The organism is Bradyrhizobium sp. LA6.1, assembly GCF_040547805.1.
Classification (GTDB): Bacteria; Pseudomonadota; Alphaproteobacteria; order Rhizobiales; family Xanthobacteraceae; genus Bradyrhizobium; species Bradyrhizobium barranii.
This window is the reverse complement of record NZ_JBEPQK010000003.1, coordinates 377864-395132: the sequence shown is the minus strand read 5'-3', so window position 1 is coordinate 395132 and position 17269 is coordinate 377864. Positions and strand designations below refer to the sequence as shown.

Below are 17269 nucleotides of genomic sequence, written 5' to 3'. Positions count from 1 at the left end.
CTTCCGCCTAAAAACGATGCAGAACCGAATCAGGCCTTCCAGCGTCCGACATCGAAGGCCTCCAGATGCCCGCGGATGTTACCGGGATCGAAGGCCGGGCCCGCAAATGCCCCGAACGCCGCGGGGGCTTCAGCGGGCGATGGCTGACCGAGGGCTGCGTCGTAGAGATCGGGCCTGAACACGGCCATCGCGGTCTTGACGCCGTCCGGCGTCAGTGCGGTCTGCCCCCAGCGCACCATCTGCGCATAGAGCCAGGCCGCCTGGACCGGATCGGGGCGCCCTGCCCCTTCGCGTCCGACCAGGAGATACCGACCGCTCTCGCGGAGGGTGCCGTCGGGAGAAATCTTCAGGCGCCCGGTGAGGGTTCGCTGAATGACTTCGGCATCGACGCCGATCCGTTCCGGCTGCGCCAGGATCCGCGCCGCTTCAGACAGGTTCGCGGGGTTCTCGATGAACTCGGCGCCCTTCACGGCCGCGCGCACCAGCGCTGCCACCACATCCGGATGCTTGTCGGCCCAGACCTGACGAACCGCCAGCACCTTCTCTGCAGCGCGCACGAGAATGTCGGAGACGAAATGCAGGATGTGGCCTATGCCGAGATCGACCGCGACCGAGTTCCAGGGCGCGCCGACGCAGAACGCATCGACATGGCCATTGGCGAGGCTATCGACCATGTAGGGCGGCGGCAGCACCACGAGACGCACATCCTCGTCCGGATCGACGCCGGCCGCCGCCATCCAGAACCGCAGCTGGTAATTGTGGGTCGAGAACGGGAAGGTCATGCCGAAGGTCAGCGGATCGGCACCTAGCTTGCGCCGCTTCGCGACGACCTTCGCCAGCGAGTTCGCCGTGACAAGCGGATCGAAGCGGTCACCGTCGATCTCCTCCATCAGCGCGGCGTGAAGCGCAGGCGAGACCGTGATCGCGTTGCCGTTGATGCCGAGGTTGAAGGGCGCCGCGATCGGCACCTTGACGTGGCCGAGCCCGAGCGAGGACGCGATCGCGACCGGCGCCAGCAGATGCGCGGCGTCGAACAGGCCGATATTGAGCTTGTCACGCACGTTGGACCAGGAGACCTCGCGCACCAGCTCGACCTCGAGCCCTTCGGCGGCAGCAAAGCCCTTGTCGACGGCGACGATCAGGGCGGCGGCGTCGACCAGCGGGATGAACCCGATGCGGAGGGGACCGGTCATTTCAGCATCTCCGACGCGGTGATGATCGATTGCGCGATCTCGCCGATTTTCTTCTTCTCGCGCATCGCCGTGGAGCGCAGCAGCACGTAGGCCTCGTCCTCGGTGAGGCCCTTGACCTTCATCAAAATTCCCTTGGCCTTCTCGATGATCTTGCGGTCCTCGAGCTGCGACTTGGTGCGCTCCAGCTCCTCCTGGAGTTTTGCGAAGGCGTTGAAGCGGGACACGCAGAGGTCGAGGATCGGCTTGATGCGCTCCTTCTTCAACCCGTCGACGATGTAGGCGGATACTCCCGCCTCCACGGACGCCTGGATCGAGGCTGAGTCGCTCTGGTCCACGAACATCGCGATCGGCCGCTTCACGGCGCGGCTGACCTGGAACATCGCCTCAAGCACGTCGCGGCTGGGGTTTTCCAGATCGATCAGGATGATGTCGGGATCCACCGCATAAATACGGGCGAGCAGGCTCTGCATCTCGCGGATATGGACGACTTGCGTGAATCCGGCCTCCCGCAACCCTTCCTCGAGGATCGCAGCCCGGATCGGGCTTTCGTCGACAATCACGATTTTAGGCGACTGTTCGGCGCTCATAGCTCACTCACCACCCGGCGATTCATCCATAGCATGCCGGAGGGCGATGCAAAGGGTTGTAATTATGGGCAATTGGGACTAGCTCAGGCCTGTCAATCAGGCAGATCAGATATGGATCAGACGGCTGCGCCCAAGGTCAGCTTCGTGTCGCTCGGGTGTCCCAAGGCATTGGTGGATTCCGAGCGCATCATCACGCGCCTGCGCGCCGAGGGCTACGAGCTCGCCCGCAAGCATGACGGGGCTGACATCGTCATCGTCAATACGTGCGGCTTCCTCGACAGTGCCAAGCAGGAATCGCTTTCGGCGATCGGCGAGGCCATGGCCGAGAACGGCAAGGTGATCGTGACCGGTTGCATGGGCGCGGAACCCGAGCAGATCGAGCAAGCCTATCCCGGCGTGCTCTCCATCACCGGCCCGCAGCAATATGAGAGCGTGCTGGACGCCGTGCACCGCGCGCTGCCGCCCGCCCACAATCCGCATCTCGATCTGGTGCCGCCCCAGGGCATCAAGCTGACGCCGCGCCACTACGCGTACTTGAAGATCTCCGAGGGCTGCAACAACCGCTGCACGTTCTGCATCATCCCGAAGCTGCGCGGCGATCTCGTCTCGCGTCCGGCCAACGACGTGTTGCGCGAGGCCGAGCGCCTTGTCAGCGCCGGCGTCAAAGAGCTGCTGGTGATCTCGCAGGACACCTCCGCCTACGGCGTCGATCTCAAATACGCCGAGAGCCCGTGGAGGGATCGCCAGGTCCGCGCCAAATTCCTCGACCTCGCGCGCGAGCTCGGCGAGCTCGGCGCCTGGGTCCGGCTGCAATATGTCTACCCCTACCCGCATGTCGACGAGGTCATCGCGCTGATGAACGAGGGCAAGGTGCTGCCCTATCTCGACATCCCGTTCCAGCATGCGAGCCCCGAGGTGCTGAAGGCGATGAAGCGCCCTGCAGCGCAGGACAAGACGCTGGCGCGGATCAAGCGCTGGCGCGAGGAATGTCCCGATCTCGCTTTGCGTTCGACCTTCATCGTCGGCTTCCCCGGCGAGACCGATGCCGATTTCGCCTATCTGCTTGACTGGCTGGATGAGGCCGAGATCGATCGCCTCGGCTGCTTCAAATACGAGCCGGTTGCCGGTGCGACGTCGAATGCGATCGAGAACCCCGTGCCCGAAGAGATCAAGCAGGAGCGCTACAACGCGCTGATGGCCCGCCAGCAGAAGATCTCCGCGCGCCGGCTGAAGCGCAAGGTCGGCACGCGCCAGCAGATCATCATCGACGAGGTCGGCCCGACGGTTTCAAAAGGCCGCTCCAAGGCCGACGCGCCGGAGATTGACGGCGCGGTTTATCTCTCCAGCCGCCGCCCGTTGCGCGTCGGCGAGATCGTCACCGCGAAGATCGAGCGAGCCGACCAATACGACCTGCACGGCAGCGTCGCGGGATTCTGAAACCCTCTGTCATTGCGAGCGCAGCGCACCATCACCGTCATCCTGAGGCGCTCGCTCTGCGGCGCAACCGCGCCGTAGAGCGAGCCTCGAAGGACGACGGCCCGGCATCCCGGCCGCTCATCCTTCGAGGCTCCCCATGGGACGCCTTGCGTCCCATGCCTCGCACCTTCACCGACGAGCGCTACGCGCTCGCGGGGATGACGGGTCCGCTATCGCCTTTGCCGCGCTCGCGATGACGTCACGTCGCTTCTCCCGACGCCTGCCGTCCGTCATGCGCGGAAAACACCTCCTTGGCTGCGAACAGCCCGTTCACCGCCGCCGGGAAGCCCGCATAGACGGCCATCTGCATGATGATCTCCACGATCTCGTCGCGAGACAGCCCGACGTTCAGACCCGCCTCGATATGCACTTTGAGCTGAGGCGCGGCATTTCCGAGCGCCGTCAGCGCGGCGATCGTCGCGATCTCTCGATCGCGCAGGCCGAGGTCCGGGCGGCTGTAAATGTCGCCGAAGGGAAACTCGATCACGTATCGTGCGAAATCCGGAGCGATGTCGGCGAGTGAGGCGACGACCTTTTCGCCGGCTCTGCCGTCAATGCGTGACAGGGCCCGCTGGCCGCGATCGAAGCGGCTTTCGGCTTGTGTTTGGGCGTGCGTCATTTTCCTTCGTCCTCTGTTCATCGCCGGCATAACCGGAGATCTTGGTATCAAGGACGAGCAGGCATTCCTGGAGTTCGGCAATCTGCGTGCGAACCTGTTCCCGGTGGATTTCCAGCATCTGCCGCCGGGCTGGCCCGGTGGCATCGCCTTCATCACGAAGCGCCGCATAACGCAACATGTCCCGGATCGGCATTCCCGTGGTCTTGAGCCGACCGAGGAATGCGATCCAGGTGAGGATCGATGCGTCAAAGTCACGCTGGCCGGAACGATCCCGGTCTGCGTATGGCAGCAGCCCGACGCGCTCATAATAACGCAACGTGTGCGTCGACAAGCCGGTTCGTTTTGCGAGGTCGCCGATCTTCATGTGTGCCCGTTCTCGTACTGACGCACGTACAGATACCCCTTCGAGCGCACTCTAAGTCAAGGGGGATCGCAAGGGGGATCGAAGGTGCCGTTCCCGCGAGGTCAAGACGGCGCGACAGCAGAAGAACACCGGTTCGACGCGACTAGTCGCCGGCAAAAAAGATTCCCTCGATGTCTTCCGCTTGCTGACCTCCGGCCAGACTGACCCAACCAGTCAGTCCGTTCTTGTCCCGAACGAGGAAATGGTAGCGCTCGGACGAGTCTTCCTCACGTCGGTCGCTTGCGACGAGCACCTCAACGAACTCACCTTTCGGAATGGTGCCGACCGCATTCGTCGCAGCCTTATCGAAATAGAACGTCAGGTCATGCAGCGTCTTTGACTTGAGGCCGACGTAGTGAAACGGCTGGCTGACTTCCTTCAACCGATCGCCGTCAAGGCAGTACTTGCGTCGATGGTTGAACATCGTATTGACGTGACCGGAGGCGTAGACGCACCCGTCGCCGGGTATCTCGAATCGGAGGCCTTCGATCTGGTCTTGATAGAGATCGCCCGCGCCTCCAATCAGGTTAAATACGCAATTGTAGTCGGCACTACCGCCGGAGCTGCAGACAACCAGGAAGTACCTCTCCGACCGAAGGCGAAGCTTCGTTTCAAAAACGTAGGTGAGAATAACGCCGCCAGCATCGGCCTCATCGCTGTTTTTCTTTTCGTCCGGTGTGATCACGTGAGGCCGCGTGAGCGCGGGATCGGTAGCCAGCACGATCGGAAGGTCGGCAACAGCGCTTTCCACGAGCTCGGTTTGCGCGTTTGCGGCCGAGGCCGCTGACATCAGCAGGATCGCGACAATCAACCGGTGACAAAGGCCGCGCATCAGCGAACTACCCCGACGAGAAGCTAATTCAATCAGCAAACTGATTGCACGGCTCCGTGACGGGATTCGGACGGTGTTCCGTCACGCCAGCCATTTCGGCACCCACCGCTCCGGGCGCGGGGCGCGGGCGAGATCGGCCTTTGCTTCGGAGAGCTGCGCCGGCTCGCCGCCGATGATCGGACGCACATCGTATTCGAAGTTCGGCATGACGCGGCCGTCGACATAGAGGCCGAATTTCATCGCGTGCCACAGCCCGAGCTCGGGCTGTGCCTTACGCATCTCCTCGCGCAGATCGCGCAGCAGCGATTCGATCGAGGCGGCCTCCTCGAACGGCTGCGGGCCGAGGGTCAGGACGCGGGCCTCATACTGCTTGCCGACGATCGCGACCTCGAAGCGCGTCTTGTCCCAGGGCTTCTTGCCCTTGGGCAGATGCGCGGCGAGCCGCCAGCCGAGCTCGGCCATCAAGCGATGATTGGCCCAATAGTCTTCGCGATCCCGGCTCCATTTTTCCACGAAGCCGCGGAAATCGGGAAGCTCCGCGGCACCGTCGTCACACGCCGCCTTGTCGCCGATCGGCTGCCCGGCAAGCCATTTCGCGAGCTCGTCGGTCTGGCACTCGACCTCGTCATGCGGCTTGAGATCGCTCCAGGCCTTGTCAAATTGCTGCGACGTCAGCTTCGCCAGCAAGCCGTCGAGGCTCGGCGCGAGCAGCTCGTAGTCGCCCTCGGAGCCCAGCCCCACGATCGGCGGATTGTCGCGATCAAGACCCGCGCCATACCAGCCGCCGACGGCCGAGCCATCCGGCAGCCGCATGAACAGTGAAAACCTGTCGCGCAAGGGACTGCCGTCGAAGATCGGCGCCTGATCGGAGAACTGGCCTTGCAGCGAGAAACGGCCGACGCTGCCCCAGGGGCGCCCGTTCAGCCAATCGGCAAAGTCGACCAGCAGGGATGGCGCCTCGATGCCCGGCGGAAACGCGCCGCGAATGCTGTCGAGGTCGATTGGATAAGGCGTATCGGACAAGGTCTTCAAACTATCTGGTTGGTCCCGCCTTCTTGGTCTGATCCGTGATGCATTCGGTTCGAACCAAGTCGCGTCCTTCGATCACAAACGCGCTAGAGGCGCAATGGTTTCGATGTGGAAAACAATGAAACACACTGAAACGTCAAGGATTCTCTTCAAGCTGTCTGCGATCGGCATCGCAATGGCCGTGTTCGCCCTGTCCGCCGCCGCGCGATCGCCGTCAGCCGCGCAGGCACGCCAATGGTGCTATGGCGACGACGACGGGGGAAACGAGGATCAGCGCATCGCCGGCTGCTCGGCCGTGCTCAAGGCCGATCCCTCGAATGTGCGGGCGCTGGCCAATCGCGGCGAGATGTTTCGGCGAAAAGGCGACACGGAGCGTGCCCTGGCGGACTTCAACCGTGCCGTCGATCTCGATCCGAAAGACGCCGACCTCTGGTACAATCGCGGCATCGCCCATGACGATCTCGGCGACACCGACCACGCCATTGCCGACTACACGCGCGCGATTCGGCTGAATGCCCGCGACGCGCTCTACTACAACAACCGCGGCAATTCCCACATCCACAAGAACGACTACGAGCATGCGATGGCCGACTACGATCAGGCCATCAAGCTCGACCCTAAATTTGCGCTGGCCTATTTCAATCGCGGCACTGCCTATCGCAACCATGGCGACGACGCTCGCGCACTGGCGGATTTCGATCTCTCGATCAAGCTCGACCCGAATTACGGCCCGGCCTACGGCAACCGCGCACGCGTCTTCCGCGACCGCGGCGACCGTGCGCGTGCGCTGGCCGACTTCGCAAAATCGCTTCAGCTCAGTCCGAACAACGATCGCGATTTCTTTGCGCGCGCGAACATGTATTTCGACACCCACGACTATGCGCAGGCGCTGGAGGATTACGATCGCTCGATCAAGGCCAATGCGAGCTATCCGGGCGTGTTCAATTCGCGTTGCATGACGCGTGCGATCCTTGGCCGCCTGCAGGAGGCGCTGGCCGATTGCGAGCAGTCGCTGCAGATGGCTCCCAACGACCCCTATACGCTGGACAGCCGCGCCCTCACGTATCTGAAGCTCGGCAATCTCGACGCGGCCATTGCGGATTACGACGCGGCGCTGAGCGCAAAGCCTGAGCTCGACGGCTCCCTCGACGGCCGCGGACTGGCGAAGCGAAAGAAGGGCGACAACGAAGGCGCTGAGCAAGACATCGCGGCCGCCAAGGCAATCAACGCCGGCATCGCGGACAGTTTTGCGCGCTACGGCGTTCAGTGACGTTCTCCCATCTCGCCGATGCACGCCGGACGGGTGTTCTTCAAAACGCCCGCTTGACAAGCCCTGCCCTTCGGCTGTAGGGACCCGCCCCATGATCAACGCTCGGACCCATCAGCGCACCGAAATGCTCCGCCGTCGCTTCCGCGACGACGAGAGGGTGCGCCATGTCCGACGACGCCGCTGAACCACTGAATTCAGCCGAGTTTTCGAGAAGGCCGCACCCGCAAGGTGCGGCCTTTCGGCTTTTTGCGCCCCTTTTCCACCCCGTCCCCACAGGAGTTCGACATGACCACGCATCCGTATGACGCGCTGATGGAGATCACCGCACGGCCCAAGGCCGTGTTCGTCCGCGGCGCCGGCTCCTACCTCTGGGACGACAGCCGCAAGCGCTATCTCGATTTCGTGCAGGGCTGGGCCGTCAACTGCCTCGGTCACTCCCCGCCCGCGATCGCCGATGCGCTTTCCGCGCAGGCCAAGCGGCTGCTGACGCCGAGCCCGGCGTTCTACAACGAGCCGAGCCTGAAGCTTGCCGAGCGGCTTGTCGCAAACAGCGCGTTCGACCAGGTGTTCTTTGCCAACTCCGGCGCCGAAGCCAACGAGGGCGCGATCAAGCTCGCGCGCAAATACGGCAGCCTGCACAGGAACGGCGCGTTCGAGATCATCAGCTTCGCAGGCGGCTTCCACGGCCGGACGCTGGCGACGATGTCAGCCTCGGGCAAGAAGGCGTTCGAACCGCTGTTCGAGCCGAAGGTCGCCGGCTTCAAGAAGGCGAAGCTGAACGACATCGCCTCGGTCGAAGAGCTGATCAACGACAACACCGTCGCGGTGATGCTGGAGCCGATCCAGGGCGAGTCCGGCGTGTGGCCCGCGACCGATCAGTTCCTGCAGGAACTGCGCGCGCTCACCGACGCGCACGGCCTGCTGCTCATTTTTGACGAGATCCAGACCGGCATGGGCCGGACCGGAAAACTCTTCCACTACGAGCACACAGGCATCGCGCCCGACATCATGACGCTCGGCAAGGGCATCGGCGGTGGCGTGCCGCTGGCGGCCCTGCTGGCGACCGAACGTGCCTCCTGCTTCGAGCACGGCGACCAGGGCGGCACGTTCAACGGCAACCCGATCATGTGCGCGGTGGGGTTGGCAGTGCTCGAGGAGGTCTGCAAGCCCGACTTCCTGAAGTCGGTCACCGAGACCGGCCTGCTGCTCGAAAGCGAGTTGCAGAAGGTCTCGGCCCGGCACGGCCTCGGCGGCGTGCGGGGACGTGGCCTCTTGCTCGCGCTCGACCTCAAGCTGCCGATCGCGCCAGGCATCGTCGCGCAGGCGTTCGAGGCCGGCGTGCTCCTGAACGCGCCGCAGCTCGACACGCTGCGCTTCATGCCGGCGCTGAACGTCGCGCGGGCCGAGATCGCCGAGATGATCGATTGTCTTGACGGGATTTTGACCAGGGCCGGCGCGGCACGGCGGGTGGCGTAAACGCCCTCGCCGTGATGGCCGGGCTTGTCCCGGCCATCCACGCCTTGAGGCGCGGCACAAAGAACGTGGATGCCCGGGACAAGCCCGGGCATGACGACTTTGATGGAGCAACTTGCTACGGCTTCAGGATCGACGCGCCGGTGGTCTTGCGGCTTTCGAGATCGATATGCGCCTTGGCGGCGTCCTTGAGCGCGTAGGCGTGGTTGATCGGCACGTGCAGCTTGCCGTTGATGACGGCGGCGAACAGCGTGTCGGCGCCTTCCAGCAGCTCCTTGCGCGTTCCGACGTAGTCATTGAGCTTCGGCCGCGTCGCAAACAGCGAGCCGTGATTGTTGAGCTCGGCGATCGAGAACGGCGGCACGGGCCCCGAGGCATTGCCGAACGAGACGAACATGCCGCGCGGCTTCAGGCAGGACAGCGAGCCCGGGAAGGTCGCCTTGCCGACGCCGTCATAGACGACGTCGCAGCCCTCGTTGCGGCTGATCTGCTTCACGCGCGCTACGAAATCCTCTTCGTTGTAGAGGATGACGTGGTCGCAGCCATTGGCCTCCGCAAGCTCCGCCTTCTCGCGCGAGCCGACCGTGCCGATGACATGGGCCCCGAGCGCCCTCGCCCACTGGCAGGCGAGCAAGCCGATGCCGCCGGCGGCGGCATGGATCAGCACGCGATGATGCGGCTCGACCTTGAAGGTCTTGTGCAGGAGATACCAGACCGTCAGCCCCTTCAGCATCAGCACGGCGCCCTGCTCGTGCGTGATGTGGTCGGGCAGCTTGACCAGCTTCTCCCAGGGGATGTTGCGCTCGCCGGTATAGGCACCGAGATTGTGGTAGTAGGCCACGCGATCGCCGGGATGGAAATGCGTCACGCCGGGCCCGACGGCGATGACCTCGCCCGACGCCTCGTTGCCGGCGATGAAGGGCAGCCCCGGCGCCTTGTAGAGGCCGGTGCGATAGTAGACGTCGATGAAGTTCAACCCGACCGCATGCTGGCGGATGCGCACCTCGCCGGAAGCCGGCGCCGGGACATCGACGCTCTCATAGACCAGGGCTTCGGGGCCTCCGACCTTGTGCACACGGACGGCTTTGGTCATCACCTGACCTCCTCTCGGTCTTCTCGCCGCTGAACGAAAGACATCGCGCCCGCCTTGTCAACTCGACCCAGATTGGAACGGCTAAACGGACGACTTGCGGACTTTCCTGCGGTTGCGCTTCGCCAGCACGTTGAAGAATTCCACCGCCGCCGAGAACGCAATTGCGAAGTAGATGTAGCCGCGCGGAATGTGGAATTGGAATCCGTCCGCGACCAGCGCGACGCCGATCAGCACCAGGAACGCCAGCGCCAGCATCTTGGTGGTCGGATGCTCGGCAACGAATCGCGACACCGGCCCCGACGAAATGTACATGATCAGGCAGGCGATCACGACCGCCGCGATCATGATCTCGATGTCCTGCGCCATGCCGATCGCGGTGATGATCGAGTCCAGCGAGAACACGATGTCGATGACGATGATCTGGACGATCACCCAGAAGAACGCGCTGCCGCCGGACTCCCGGTCGCCCTCGCCGTCATCGGCTTCGACCTCGGCGTGGATCTCGTGCGTCGCCTTGGCGATCAGGAACAGGCCGCCGCCGATCAGGATGAGATCGCGCCAGGAGAAGCCGTAACCCGAAAACGAAAACACCGGCGCGGTCAGGCCGATCAGCCAGACCAGCAGGCTGAGCAGGATGATGCGGAAGATCAGCGCCAGCGCGAGCCCGATCTGGCGGGCGCGGTGGGCCTGCTTCTCGGGGATGCGCGAGACGATCACCGACAGGAAGATGACGTTGTCGATGCCGAGCACGATCTCGAGCGCGGTCAAGGTGAGCAGCGCGGCCCAGGCTTCAGGACTAGTGAGGAGGTGCATCATGCGAAGGATCTTGCCAGGCGGATCAAGGCGTCGCTGAAGCTGATCCAGAGCGCGATGGCGCAGAGCACGATGGTCACGCCGGTGCCGACGCGAAAATCCATCTCCAGCACATAGAGGCCGAGCACGGCCCAGATCGCGATCAGCGACATCGTCAGCCAGCGCAGCCGCACGACCCGGACCGGATGCAGCACGTGGAACGGCACGAAGGTCAGCACGACAAGCGCCGCGACCAGCAGCGTCGATGCCAGCGGCGGCCAGTGCAGCAGGAACAGGTAGAACGCCGCCGCATTCCACAGCGCCGGAAAGCCGCGGAAATGATTGTCGTCCGCCTTCATGCGCAGATCGGCGAAATATAGTGCGCTGGTGACGATGATGGCGATTCCGAGCAGCGGCGCGGCCACCGGCAGCAACAGCCCGCTCGCCACGATCGCATAGGCCGGCACGAACACATAGGTGACGAAGTCGACCACGAGATCGAGCACGTCTCCCGACCAGTTCGGCTGCACATCCTTGACCTTCAGCAGGCGGGCGATCGGCCCGTCGATCGCATCGATGATCAGGGCGACGCCCAGCCACTGAAACATCGCCGCCCAATGCTCGCGCACGGCCTCCAGCATCGCCAGCAGCGCGATGGCCGCGCCGAATGCGGTGAAGATGTGCACCGAGAAGGCCGCGGCGCGGATCGCCGGTCTCGGCTTCAGGGAATCCTCTTGGGTATCCATGGCTTCTGCTATCAGAATGAGACCGGTTTGCACATCCGCCATTGCGGCGCGCGGTCGCACAATTCGCCACAAAATCAAGGAAATATAGCCGGGCTTGAATTTGCCGCGCAGCATGTCAATTGTCGTTCCATGACAGATGCATCGACACTCCATGACGCGGCCGTGATCGGCGGCGGACCGGCGGGACTGGCGGCCGCCATCGCACTGGCGCAGGCCGGCGCGCGGACCGCGCTGGTGGCGCGGCGCATGCCCTACGCCGACAACCGCACCACCGCCCTGCTCGGCGCCTCCATCGATCTCCTGGAGAGCCTCGACGTCTGGCCGCGCTGCAAGGGCAAGGCGGCCGCGCTCGAAATCATGCGCCTCGTCGACGACACCGGCCGGCTGTTCCGGGCGCCGGAGGTCCGGTTCTCCTGCCACGAAATCGCGCTCGACGCCTTCGGCTACAATATCGACAACCGCTCGCTGATGCTGGCGATGGAAGAACGCGCGGCCGAGTTGCCTAACCTCGTCCGTTGCGATGACGAGGCCGAAAGCGTCGTCATCGAAGCCGACGACGTCGCGATCCGCACGGCGTCCGCTCAATTCCTCACGGCCCAGCTCGTGGTCGGCGCCGACGGCCGGCACTCGCTGTGCCGGGAAGCCGCCGGCATCGCGGTGACGCGACGCGACCTGACGCAGACCGCGCTGACCTTCAACGTCGGCCACGCGCGCCCGCATCGCAACGTCTCGACCGAGTTCCACACGCCGCATGGCCCTTGCGTGTTCGTGCCCCTGCCCGGCGACCGCTCCAGCATCGTCTGGGTCTCGGCCCCCGCCGAGGCCGAGCGGCTTCGCGGATTGAGCGACGCGGAGCTGTCCGCCGCGATCGAGAAGCAGTCGCATTCCATTTTGGGACGCATGACTGTCGAGCCGGGCCGCAACCTATTCCCGCTGGCGATCGAACGTCCAAAATCCTTCGGGCGCGACCGCATCGCGCTGGTCGGCGAAGCCGCCCATGTGGTCCCGCCGATCGGCGCCCAGGGCCTCAACCTTGGTCTGCGCGATGCCGCTGACATCGCCAGGCTCGCGGGCGAAGCCATCGCCGCGGGCCAGGATCCCGGCGCACCCGACGTGCTCAAGCGCTACGACCGGGCGCGGCGTCCGGACATTCTGAGCCGCACGTTTGCGATCGACATCGCCAACCGCTCCCTGCTCAACGATTTCCTGCCGCTCCAGCCGGTCCGCGCGGTCGGCATGCACCTGCTCGGCGCCATCGGCCCGCTGCGGCGCTTCGCCATGCGCGAGGGCCTGACCCCGACGTGGCGGCGGTAGGCTCGCTTACGGAAACGCCAGCCGGCCGGTCTGGATCGCCCACATCACGCCGGTCAGCGTGACCACCGACGCGAAGGTCCCGAGCAGCACCGCGACAGAGGCGGATTCGATCCACGCGTCGTTCTGCCGCGCGATCACGAACACGTTGAGCGCCGGCGGCAGCGAGGCCATCAGCACGGCGGTCGCGGCCCAGGGCTGCGCGAACGGTCCGAACGCCAGCATCAGGCCGAACGCGGCGAGCGGGTGAATCAAGAGCTTCACTGCGATCACGCCCGGCACCTCCCACGGCACCCGGTTGAACGGGCGGAGCGCCACGGTCACGCCGAGCACGAACAGCGCGGTCGGTGCGGCTGCGTTCTGAAGGAACGTGATGGTGCGATCGAGTGCGACCGGTAGCTCGATATGAAGCGCCGCCACGGCCGCGCCAAAGCAGGCCGACATGATCAGCGGGTTGAGCACGATCTGTTTCAGCACGACGCCGAAGGCATGGACCAGCGAGGGATGGTCGCGGTCGGAGAGCTCGATCAGCAGCGGCACGATCGTGAACAGGAAGATGCTGTCGCAGCAGAAGATCAGCGCGGTCGGCGCCGAGGCCTTCGGTCCAAGCACGGCGAGCGCCAGCCCCGGCCCCATGTAGCCGATATTGCCATAGCCGCCGGAGAGGCCCGCAAGAGTCGCCTCGCGCAGCGTCAGCCGTCCCAAAACCTTGCCGACGACCAGCGCCAGGGTGAACGCCGCAACCGTGGACAGCGTGGTCGCGACCAGGAACGGCGGGTTGTTCAATTCCGCAAACGGCGTCTTCGACATGATCGCGAACAGCAGCGCCGGCAGCGACACGTAGAGCAGGAAGAAGTTCATCCAGGCGAGGCCTGATTCCGGCAGCGACTTGGCCTTGCCGCAAGCGAATCCAACAAAGATCAAGCCGAAATAAGGTAGCGCCAGATTGAGGATATCGACCATTGATGAAGTGTTTTCTGAAGATTTGGGGGCTATCTGCCCCTTAGCCGAAGGTCAATTACAGATCAGGGCACTAGCATCGGCCACAATCCTGGTCTATCGACGGGGAATGATTAAAGCGAGGACCGCCAAATTCCAGATCGGACAGGTCGTTCGCCACCGGATCTTCTCGTTCCGGGGGGTGATCTTCGACATCGATCCGGAATTCAACAACACCGAGGAGTGGTGGCTGTCGATTCCCGAAGAGGTGCGGCCTCACAAGGACCAGCCGTTCTACCACCTGCTCGCGGAGAACGCGGAGTCGGAATACGTCGCCTATGTCTCCGAGCAGAACCTGGTGCCGGACGATTCCGGCGAGCCGATCCGCCATTCCCAGGTCGCCGAGATCTTCATCAAGGACAAAACCGGCGGCTATCGCCCGCGCAATCCGTCGCTGAACTGAGCCGACCGCGCTTGAAGTGAGTTTTGCCGCCATCAAGCGGCCAGCAAAAAAGGCGCTCGAACCGAGCGCCTTTTTCATGTCCGGGATTTTAGCCCGCTTACTTCTGACCGGCCGGAGCCGCGCCGGGCGCGCCACCGTTCTGCTCGAGCTTCTTGCGCTGCTCGTCGGCCTTCTTCTGAAGCTCTTCCTGAAGCTTCTTCTGGGTTTCCTCGAACACCTTCGGATCGGTCGGCGGACCGTCATAGGCCTTCTGGAATTCGCCGGCGAGCGGCAGCGGCAACGTCAAGGGCGCACCGTTGGCATTGATCGCCTGGACAACGAGGTTCTGGCCCTTCTTCATGTTGCCGATGAGCTCGGGCGTGGCCTCGTAGTCGGACATGCAGCCATTCTGGAAGCAGATCACGTAGGGGCTCTGCAACGGCGCATTGTTGTCCACGATGATGCGGGTGCCGTGCACGAGCTGCATGCCGAGCGGCAGCGTCACGCGCAGGATCTTCTTGGGTTCGCCTTCCGGCTCGATGATCACGGCCGCGATGACCGGCTGGCCCGACTCGATGCGGCCGTCCTTGCCGGTGAAGCAGACCTGCTTGGCGTTGGCGTCCTGGCCCTTGAGGCAGAACTTGGTCCAGGGGGCGTAGATCAGCTGGATCTGCTGATCGGCCGGCTGGGCCGCGGCGCCCTGCTGCGCCGGAGCGCCCTGCGCGGGAGCCGGCTGGGCGGGAGCCTGGGCAGCCGGCGCCGGAGCCTTGGGGGCAGCCTTCGGAGCAGCTTTCGGGGCCGCCTTGGGCGCGGCAGGCGCGCCGGGGGCCGGCGCGGGAGCCTGGGCCTCTGCAGCAAACGGGACGACCAACGCCGTCGCCGTCAACAGGGCGAAAAGTCGCCCGCGCGGCCGGACGGACGCGGCCAAGTAACGGAAATTCATTGCGGAAAACCCTTTCTGAACGGGAAGTGCCCGAACCGCTCCGAAGCGCCGAACCGAGCCGCCTGGCGCGGCTCTCTCCCCGTCAATTGAGGCGGATAAGTGACGGGCTCGACGCTCTTGCGCGATTGCGTGCCTTCTTAACGTGGCCGACGAAAAGATCAATGCCGACAAGCGTCTTTGGCCACGCCTTGAACCGCTCCTGGGCCTGCTATCCGTGAAATTCCTTGTGATAGGATTCAGGCCCGCAGGTCCTCGAATCAACGTGTGCCGATGTCCATGTTCCAGCGCCTTCTCGAGGGCCTTCCTGAGGGCCTTGGCAGCCGCCTCTGTCTTCTCGCCTTCGTCGTCGCCTCCGCGCTCTCCGCAAGCGGCGCACGGGCTGGGGAAGCCCATGCCATCGCGATGCACGGCAAGCCGGCGATGCCGGCCGATTTCACCCACATGCCCTACGCCAACCCTGATGCCCCCAAGGGCGGCCGGCTGACCTGGGGCATTCTCGGCACCTTCGACAGCCTCAATCCCTTCATCGTCAGGGGATTGGCCGTGCAGCCGGTGCGGAACTACGTGGTCGAGAGCCTGCTCGCACGCGGCAATGACGAGGCGTTCACGCTCTACGGCCTGCTCGCCAGATCGGTCGAGACCGATGACGCGCGGAGCTTTGTCACGTTCCGCCTCGATCCCCGCGCCCGCTTCTCCGACGGCAAGCCGGTCCTGGCGGAGGATGTGCTGTTCTCCTGGCAGCTGCTGCGCGATCACGGCCGCCCCAACCATCGGCAATATTACGCCAAGGTCGCCAAGGCCGAGGCGCCCGACCCTCTCACCGTCCGCTTCGACCTGGCTGGCGCCAACGACCGGGAATTGCCGCTGATCCTCGGCCTGATGCCGATCCTGCCGAAGCATGCAGTGGATGTCGCGACCTTCGAGGAGACGACGCTGACCGGCCCGATCGGCTCGGGCCCGTATCGGATCATGGCGGTGAAGCCCGGCGCCAGCGTGACCTTGATCCGCAATCCCGACTATTGGGGCCGTGACCTGCCCATCAATCGCGGGCTCTACAATTTCGACGAGATCAGGCTCGACTATTTTCGCGAGGCCAACGGCCAGTTCGAAGCCTTCAAGCGCGGCCTCTATGATTTCCGCGTCGAGCACGAGCCGCTGCGCTGGCACGACGGTTACGACTTTCCAGCCGCCAAAAGCGGCGAAGTGATCCGCGACACCATCAAGCCCGGCGTGCCGCAGCCTTCCGAATTCCTGGTGTTCAACACGCGCCGTCCGATCTTCGCCGACATCCGCGTGCGCCGGGCACTGACGCTGCTGTTCGATTTCGAGCTGGTCAACCGCAACTACTTCTTCGGACTCTATTCGCGCGTTGCCGGCTATTTCGCCGGCTCCGACCTGTCGGCCTATGGCCGGCCCGCGGATGCGCGCGAGCGCGAGCTGCTGAAACCCTTCGCCGCGCAGATCCCGCCCGACGTCATGGACGGCAGCTACCGCCTGCCCGTCACCGACGGCTCGGGACGCGACCGGACGACGCTGCGCGCAGCACTCAAGCTCCTGTCGGACGCCGGCTACGATCTCGACGGCACCGTGCTGCGTAACCGCGCGACAAAAGCCGCCTTCACCTTCGAGATGCTGGTGACGACCCGCGACCAGGAGCGCATCGCGCTCGCGTTCCAGCGCGACCTCAAGCGCGCCGGGATCGAGCCGAGCGTTCGCGCGGTCGATCCCGTGCAGTTCGACCAGCGCCGGCTCGCTTACGAGTTCGACATGATCCAGAACCGCTGGGACCAGTCGCTATCGCCCGGCAACGAGCAGTATTTCTATTGGGGGAGCGCTGCCGCCGACAATCCGGGCACCCGCAACTACATGGGCGCCAAAGATCCCGCCGTCGATGCCATGATCGACGCTCTCCTCGAGGCCCGTGATCACACGGCCTTCGTCTCGGCGGTGCGGGCGCTCGACCGCGCCTTGATCTCCGGTTTCTATACTATCCCCCTGTTTAACGTATCCGAGCAATGGATCGCGCGCTGGAATCGGATAGAACGGCCAAAGGCCACCGCGCTGTCCGGCTACCTGCCGGAGACCTGGTGGTCGAAGGGGCAGCCGCAAGCGAAGTGACGC

At 64.4% G+C, this 17269-nt stretch carries 17 protein-coding genes; 6 read left to right on the top strand and 11 right to left on the bottom strand.

From position 1 onward, the window contains the following. Positions 1-29 precede the first annotated feature (29 nt). Both ABIB99_RS09025 and ABIB99_RS09020 read right to left on the bottom strand, forming a co-directional pair. Positions 30-1193, bottom strand: coding sequence for a CmpA/NrtA family ABC transporter substrate-binding protein (locus tag ABIB99_RS09025; protein WP_354175493.1), 1164 nt, complete (start codon positions 1191-1193; stop codon positions 30-32). After that, positions 1190-1780, bottom strand: a complete 591-nt coding sequence (locus ABIB99_RS09020; protein WP_027559205.1) for an ANTAR domain-containing response regulator — start codon at positions 1778-1780, stop codon at positions 1190-1192. Before ABIB99_RS09020 ends, ABIB99_RS09025 begins: the two co-directional genes overlap by 4 nt. A 111-nt stretch (positions 1781-1891) precedes the next feature. Between ABIB99_RS09020 and rimO the strand changes: the two genes are divergently transcribed. Continuing rightward, positions 1892-3217 (top strand): 30S ribosomal protein S12 methylthiotransferase RimO, encoded by a 1326-nt coding sequence (rimO, locus tag ABIB99_RS09015; protein WP_166341298.1) that lies wholly within the window; start codon positions 1892-1894, stop codon positions 3215-3217. 238 nt (positions 3218-3455) lie between these two features. Here the strand turns inward: rimO and ABIB99_RS09010 are convergent, their stop codons facing one another. The 4 genes from ABIB99_RS09010 to ABIB99_RS08995 form a co-directional block, all read right to left on the bottom strand. Further along, complete coding sequence (locus ABIB99_RS09010; RefSeq protein WP_014495189.1) at positions 3456-3875, bottom strand: carboxymuconolactone decarboxylase family protein; 420 nt, start codon at positions 3873-3875, stop codon at positions 3456-3458. Further along, entirely contained in the window at positions 3808-4239 is a 432-nt protein-coding gene (locus ABIB99_RS09005) for a MerR family transcriptional regulator (RefSeq protein ID WP_071913796.1), read from the bottom strand. Before ABIB99_RS09005 ends, ABIB99_RS09010 begins: the two co-directional genes overlap by 68 nt. 142 nt (positions 4240-4381) lie before the next feature. Beyond that, positions 4382-5110 carry an SH3 domain-containing protein gene (locus ABIB99_RS09000; protein ID WP_354175491.1) on the bottom strand — a complete coding sequence of 243 codons (729 nt, stop codon included), beginning with the start codon at positions 5108-5110 and terminating at the stop codon, positions 4382-4384. A gap of 81 nt (positions 5111-5191) precedes the next feature. Then, on the bottom strand, positions 5192-6133 hold the full coding sequence (locus ABIB99_RS08995; RefSeq protein ID WP_063986364.1) for a hypothetical protein: 942 nt from the start codon (positions 6131-6133) through the stop codon (positions 5192-5194). A gap of 124 nt (positions 6134-6257) precedes the next feature. Between ABIB99_RS08995 and ABIB99_RS08990 the strand changes: the two genes are divergently transcribed. Together ABIB99_RS08990 and ABIB99_RS08985 are read left to right on the top strand one after the other, a co-directional pair. Beyond that, positions 6258-7409 (top strand): tetratricopeptide repeat protein, encoded by a 1152-nt coding sequence (locus tag ABIB99_RS08990; RefSeq protein WP_354175489.1) that lies wholly within the window; start codon positions 6258-6260, stop codon positions 7407-7409. A gap of 285 nt (positions 7410-7694) precedes the next feature. Beyond that, positions 7695-8885, top strand: a complete 1191-nt coding sequence (locus ABIB99_RS08985; RefSeq protein ID WP_085398992.1) for an acetylornithine transaminase — start codon at positions 7695-7697, stop codon at positions 8883-8885. Between the two features lie 115 nt (positions 8886-9000). Here ABIB99_RS08985 and ABIB99_RS08980 read toward each other — a convergent pair whose 3' ends face one another. From ABIB99_RS08980 to pcsA, 3 genes are all read right to left on the bottom strand, one after another. Beyond that, positions 9001-9975, bottom strand: a complete 975-nt coding sequence (locus ABIB99_RS08980) for a quinone oxidoreductase family protein (RefSeq protein WP_014495182.1) — start codon at positions 9973-9975, stop codon at positions 9001-9003. 81 nt (positions 9976-10056) lie between these two features. Beyond that, on the bottom strand, positions 10057-10791 hold the full coding sequence (locus tag ABIB99_RS08975; protein WP_063983222.1) for a TerC family protein: 735 nt from the start codon (positions 10789-10791) through the stop codon (positions 10057-10059). Next, entirely contained in the window at positions 10788-11555 is a 768-nt protein-coding gene (pcsA, locus tag ABIB99_RS08970) for a phosphatidylcholine synthase (RefSeq protein ID WP_085399014.1), read from the bottom strand. The genes ABIB99_RS08975 and pcsA overlap by 4 nt, the downstream gene beginning before the upstream one ends. Positions 11556-11642: 87 nt before the next feature. Between pcsA and ABIB99_RS08965 the strand changes: the two genes are divergently transcribed. Continuing rightward, positions 11643-12827 carry a UbiH/UbiF family hydroxylase gene (locus tag ABIB99_RS08965; protein WP_085398991.1) on the top strand — a complete coding sequence of 395 codons (1185 nt, stop codon included), beginning with the start codon at positions 11643-11645 and terminating at the stop codon, positions 12825-12827. Positions 12828-12833: 6 nt separating this feature from the next. On the opposite strand, the gene ABIB99_RS08960 is transcribed toward ABIB99_RS08965, so the two are convergent. After that, positions 12834-13787 (bottom strand): AEC family transporter, encoded by a 954-nt coding sequence (locus tag ABIB99_RS08960; RefSeq protein ID WP_283016531.1) that lies wholly within the window; start codon positions 13785-13787, stop codon positions 12834-12836. 106 nt (positions 13788-13893) lie between these two features. Here ABIB99_RS08960 and hspQ point away from each other — a divergent pair, with 106 nt between their 5' ends. Beyond that, the gene (gene hspQ, locus ABIB99_RS08955) at positions 13894-14226 is read left to right on the top strand and encodes a heat shock protein HspQ (RefSeq protein WP_014495177.1); all 333 of its coding nucleotides are present in this window, start codon (positions 13894-13896) and stop codon (positions 14224-14226) included. A 97-nt stretch (positions 14227-14323) separates the two neighbouring features. Here the strand turns inward: hspQ and ABIB99_RS08950 are convergent, their stop codons facing one another. Then, complete coding sequence (locus ABIB99_RS08950; RefSeq protein ID WP_166096620.1) at positions 14324-15148, bottom strand: invasion associated locus B family protein; 825 nt, start codon at positions 15146-15148, stop codon at positions 14324-14326. A gap of 270 nt (positions 15149-15418) precedes the next feature. Here ABIB99_RS08950 and ABIB99_RS08945 point away from each other — a divergent pair, with 270 nt between their 5' ends. Next, positions 15419-17266 carry an extracellular solute-binding protein gene (locus tag ABIB99_RS08945; RefSeq protein WP_354175485.1) on the top strand — a complete coding sequence of 616 codons (1848 nt, stop codon included), beginning with the start codon at positions 15419-15421 and terminating at the stop codon, positions 17264-17266. The last annotated feature ends 3 nt before the right edge of the window (positions 17267-17269 follow it).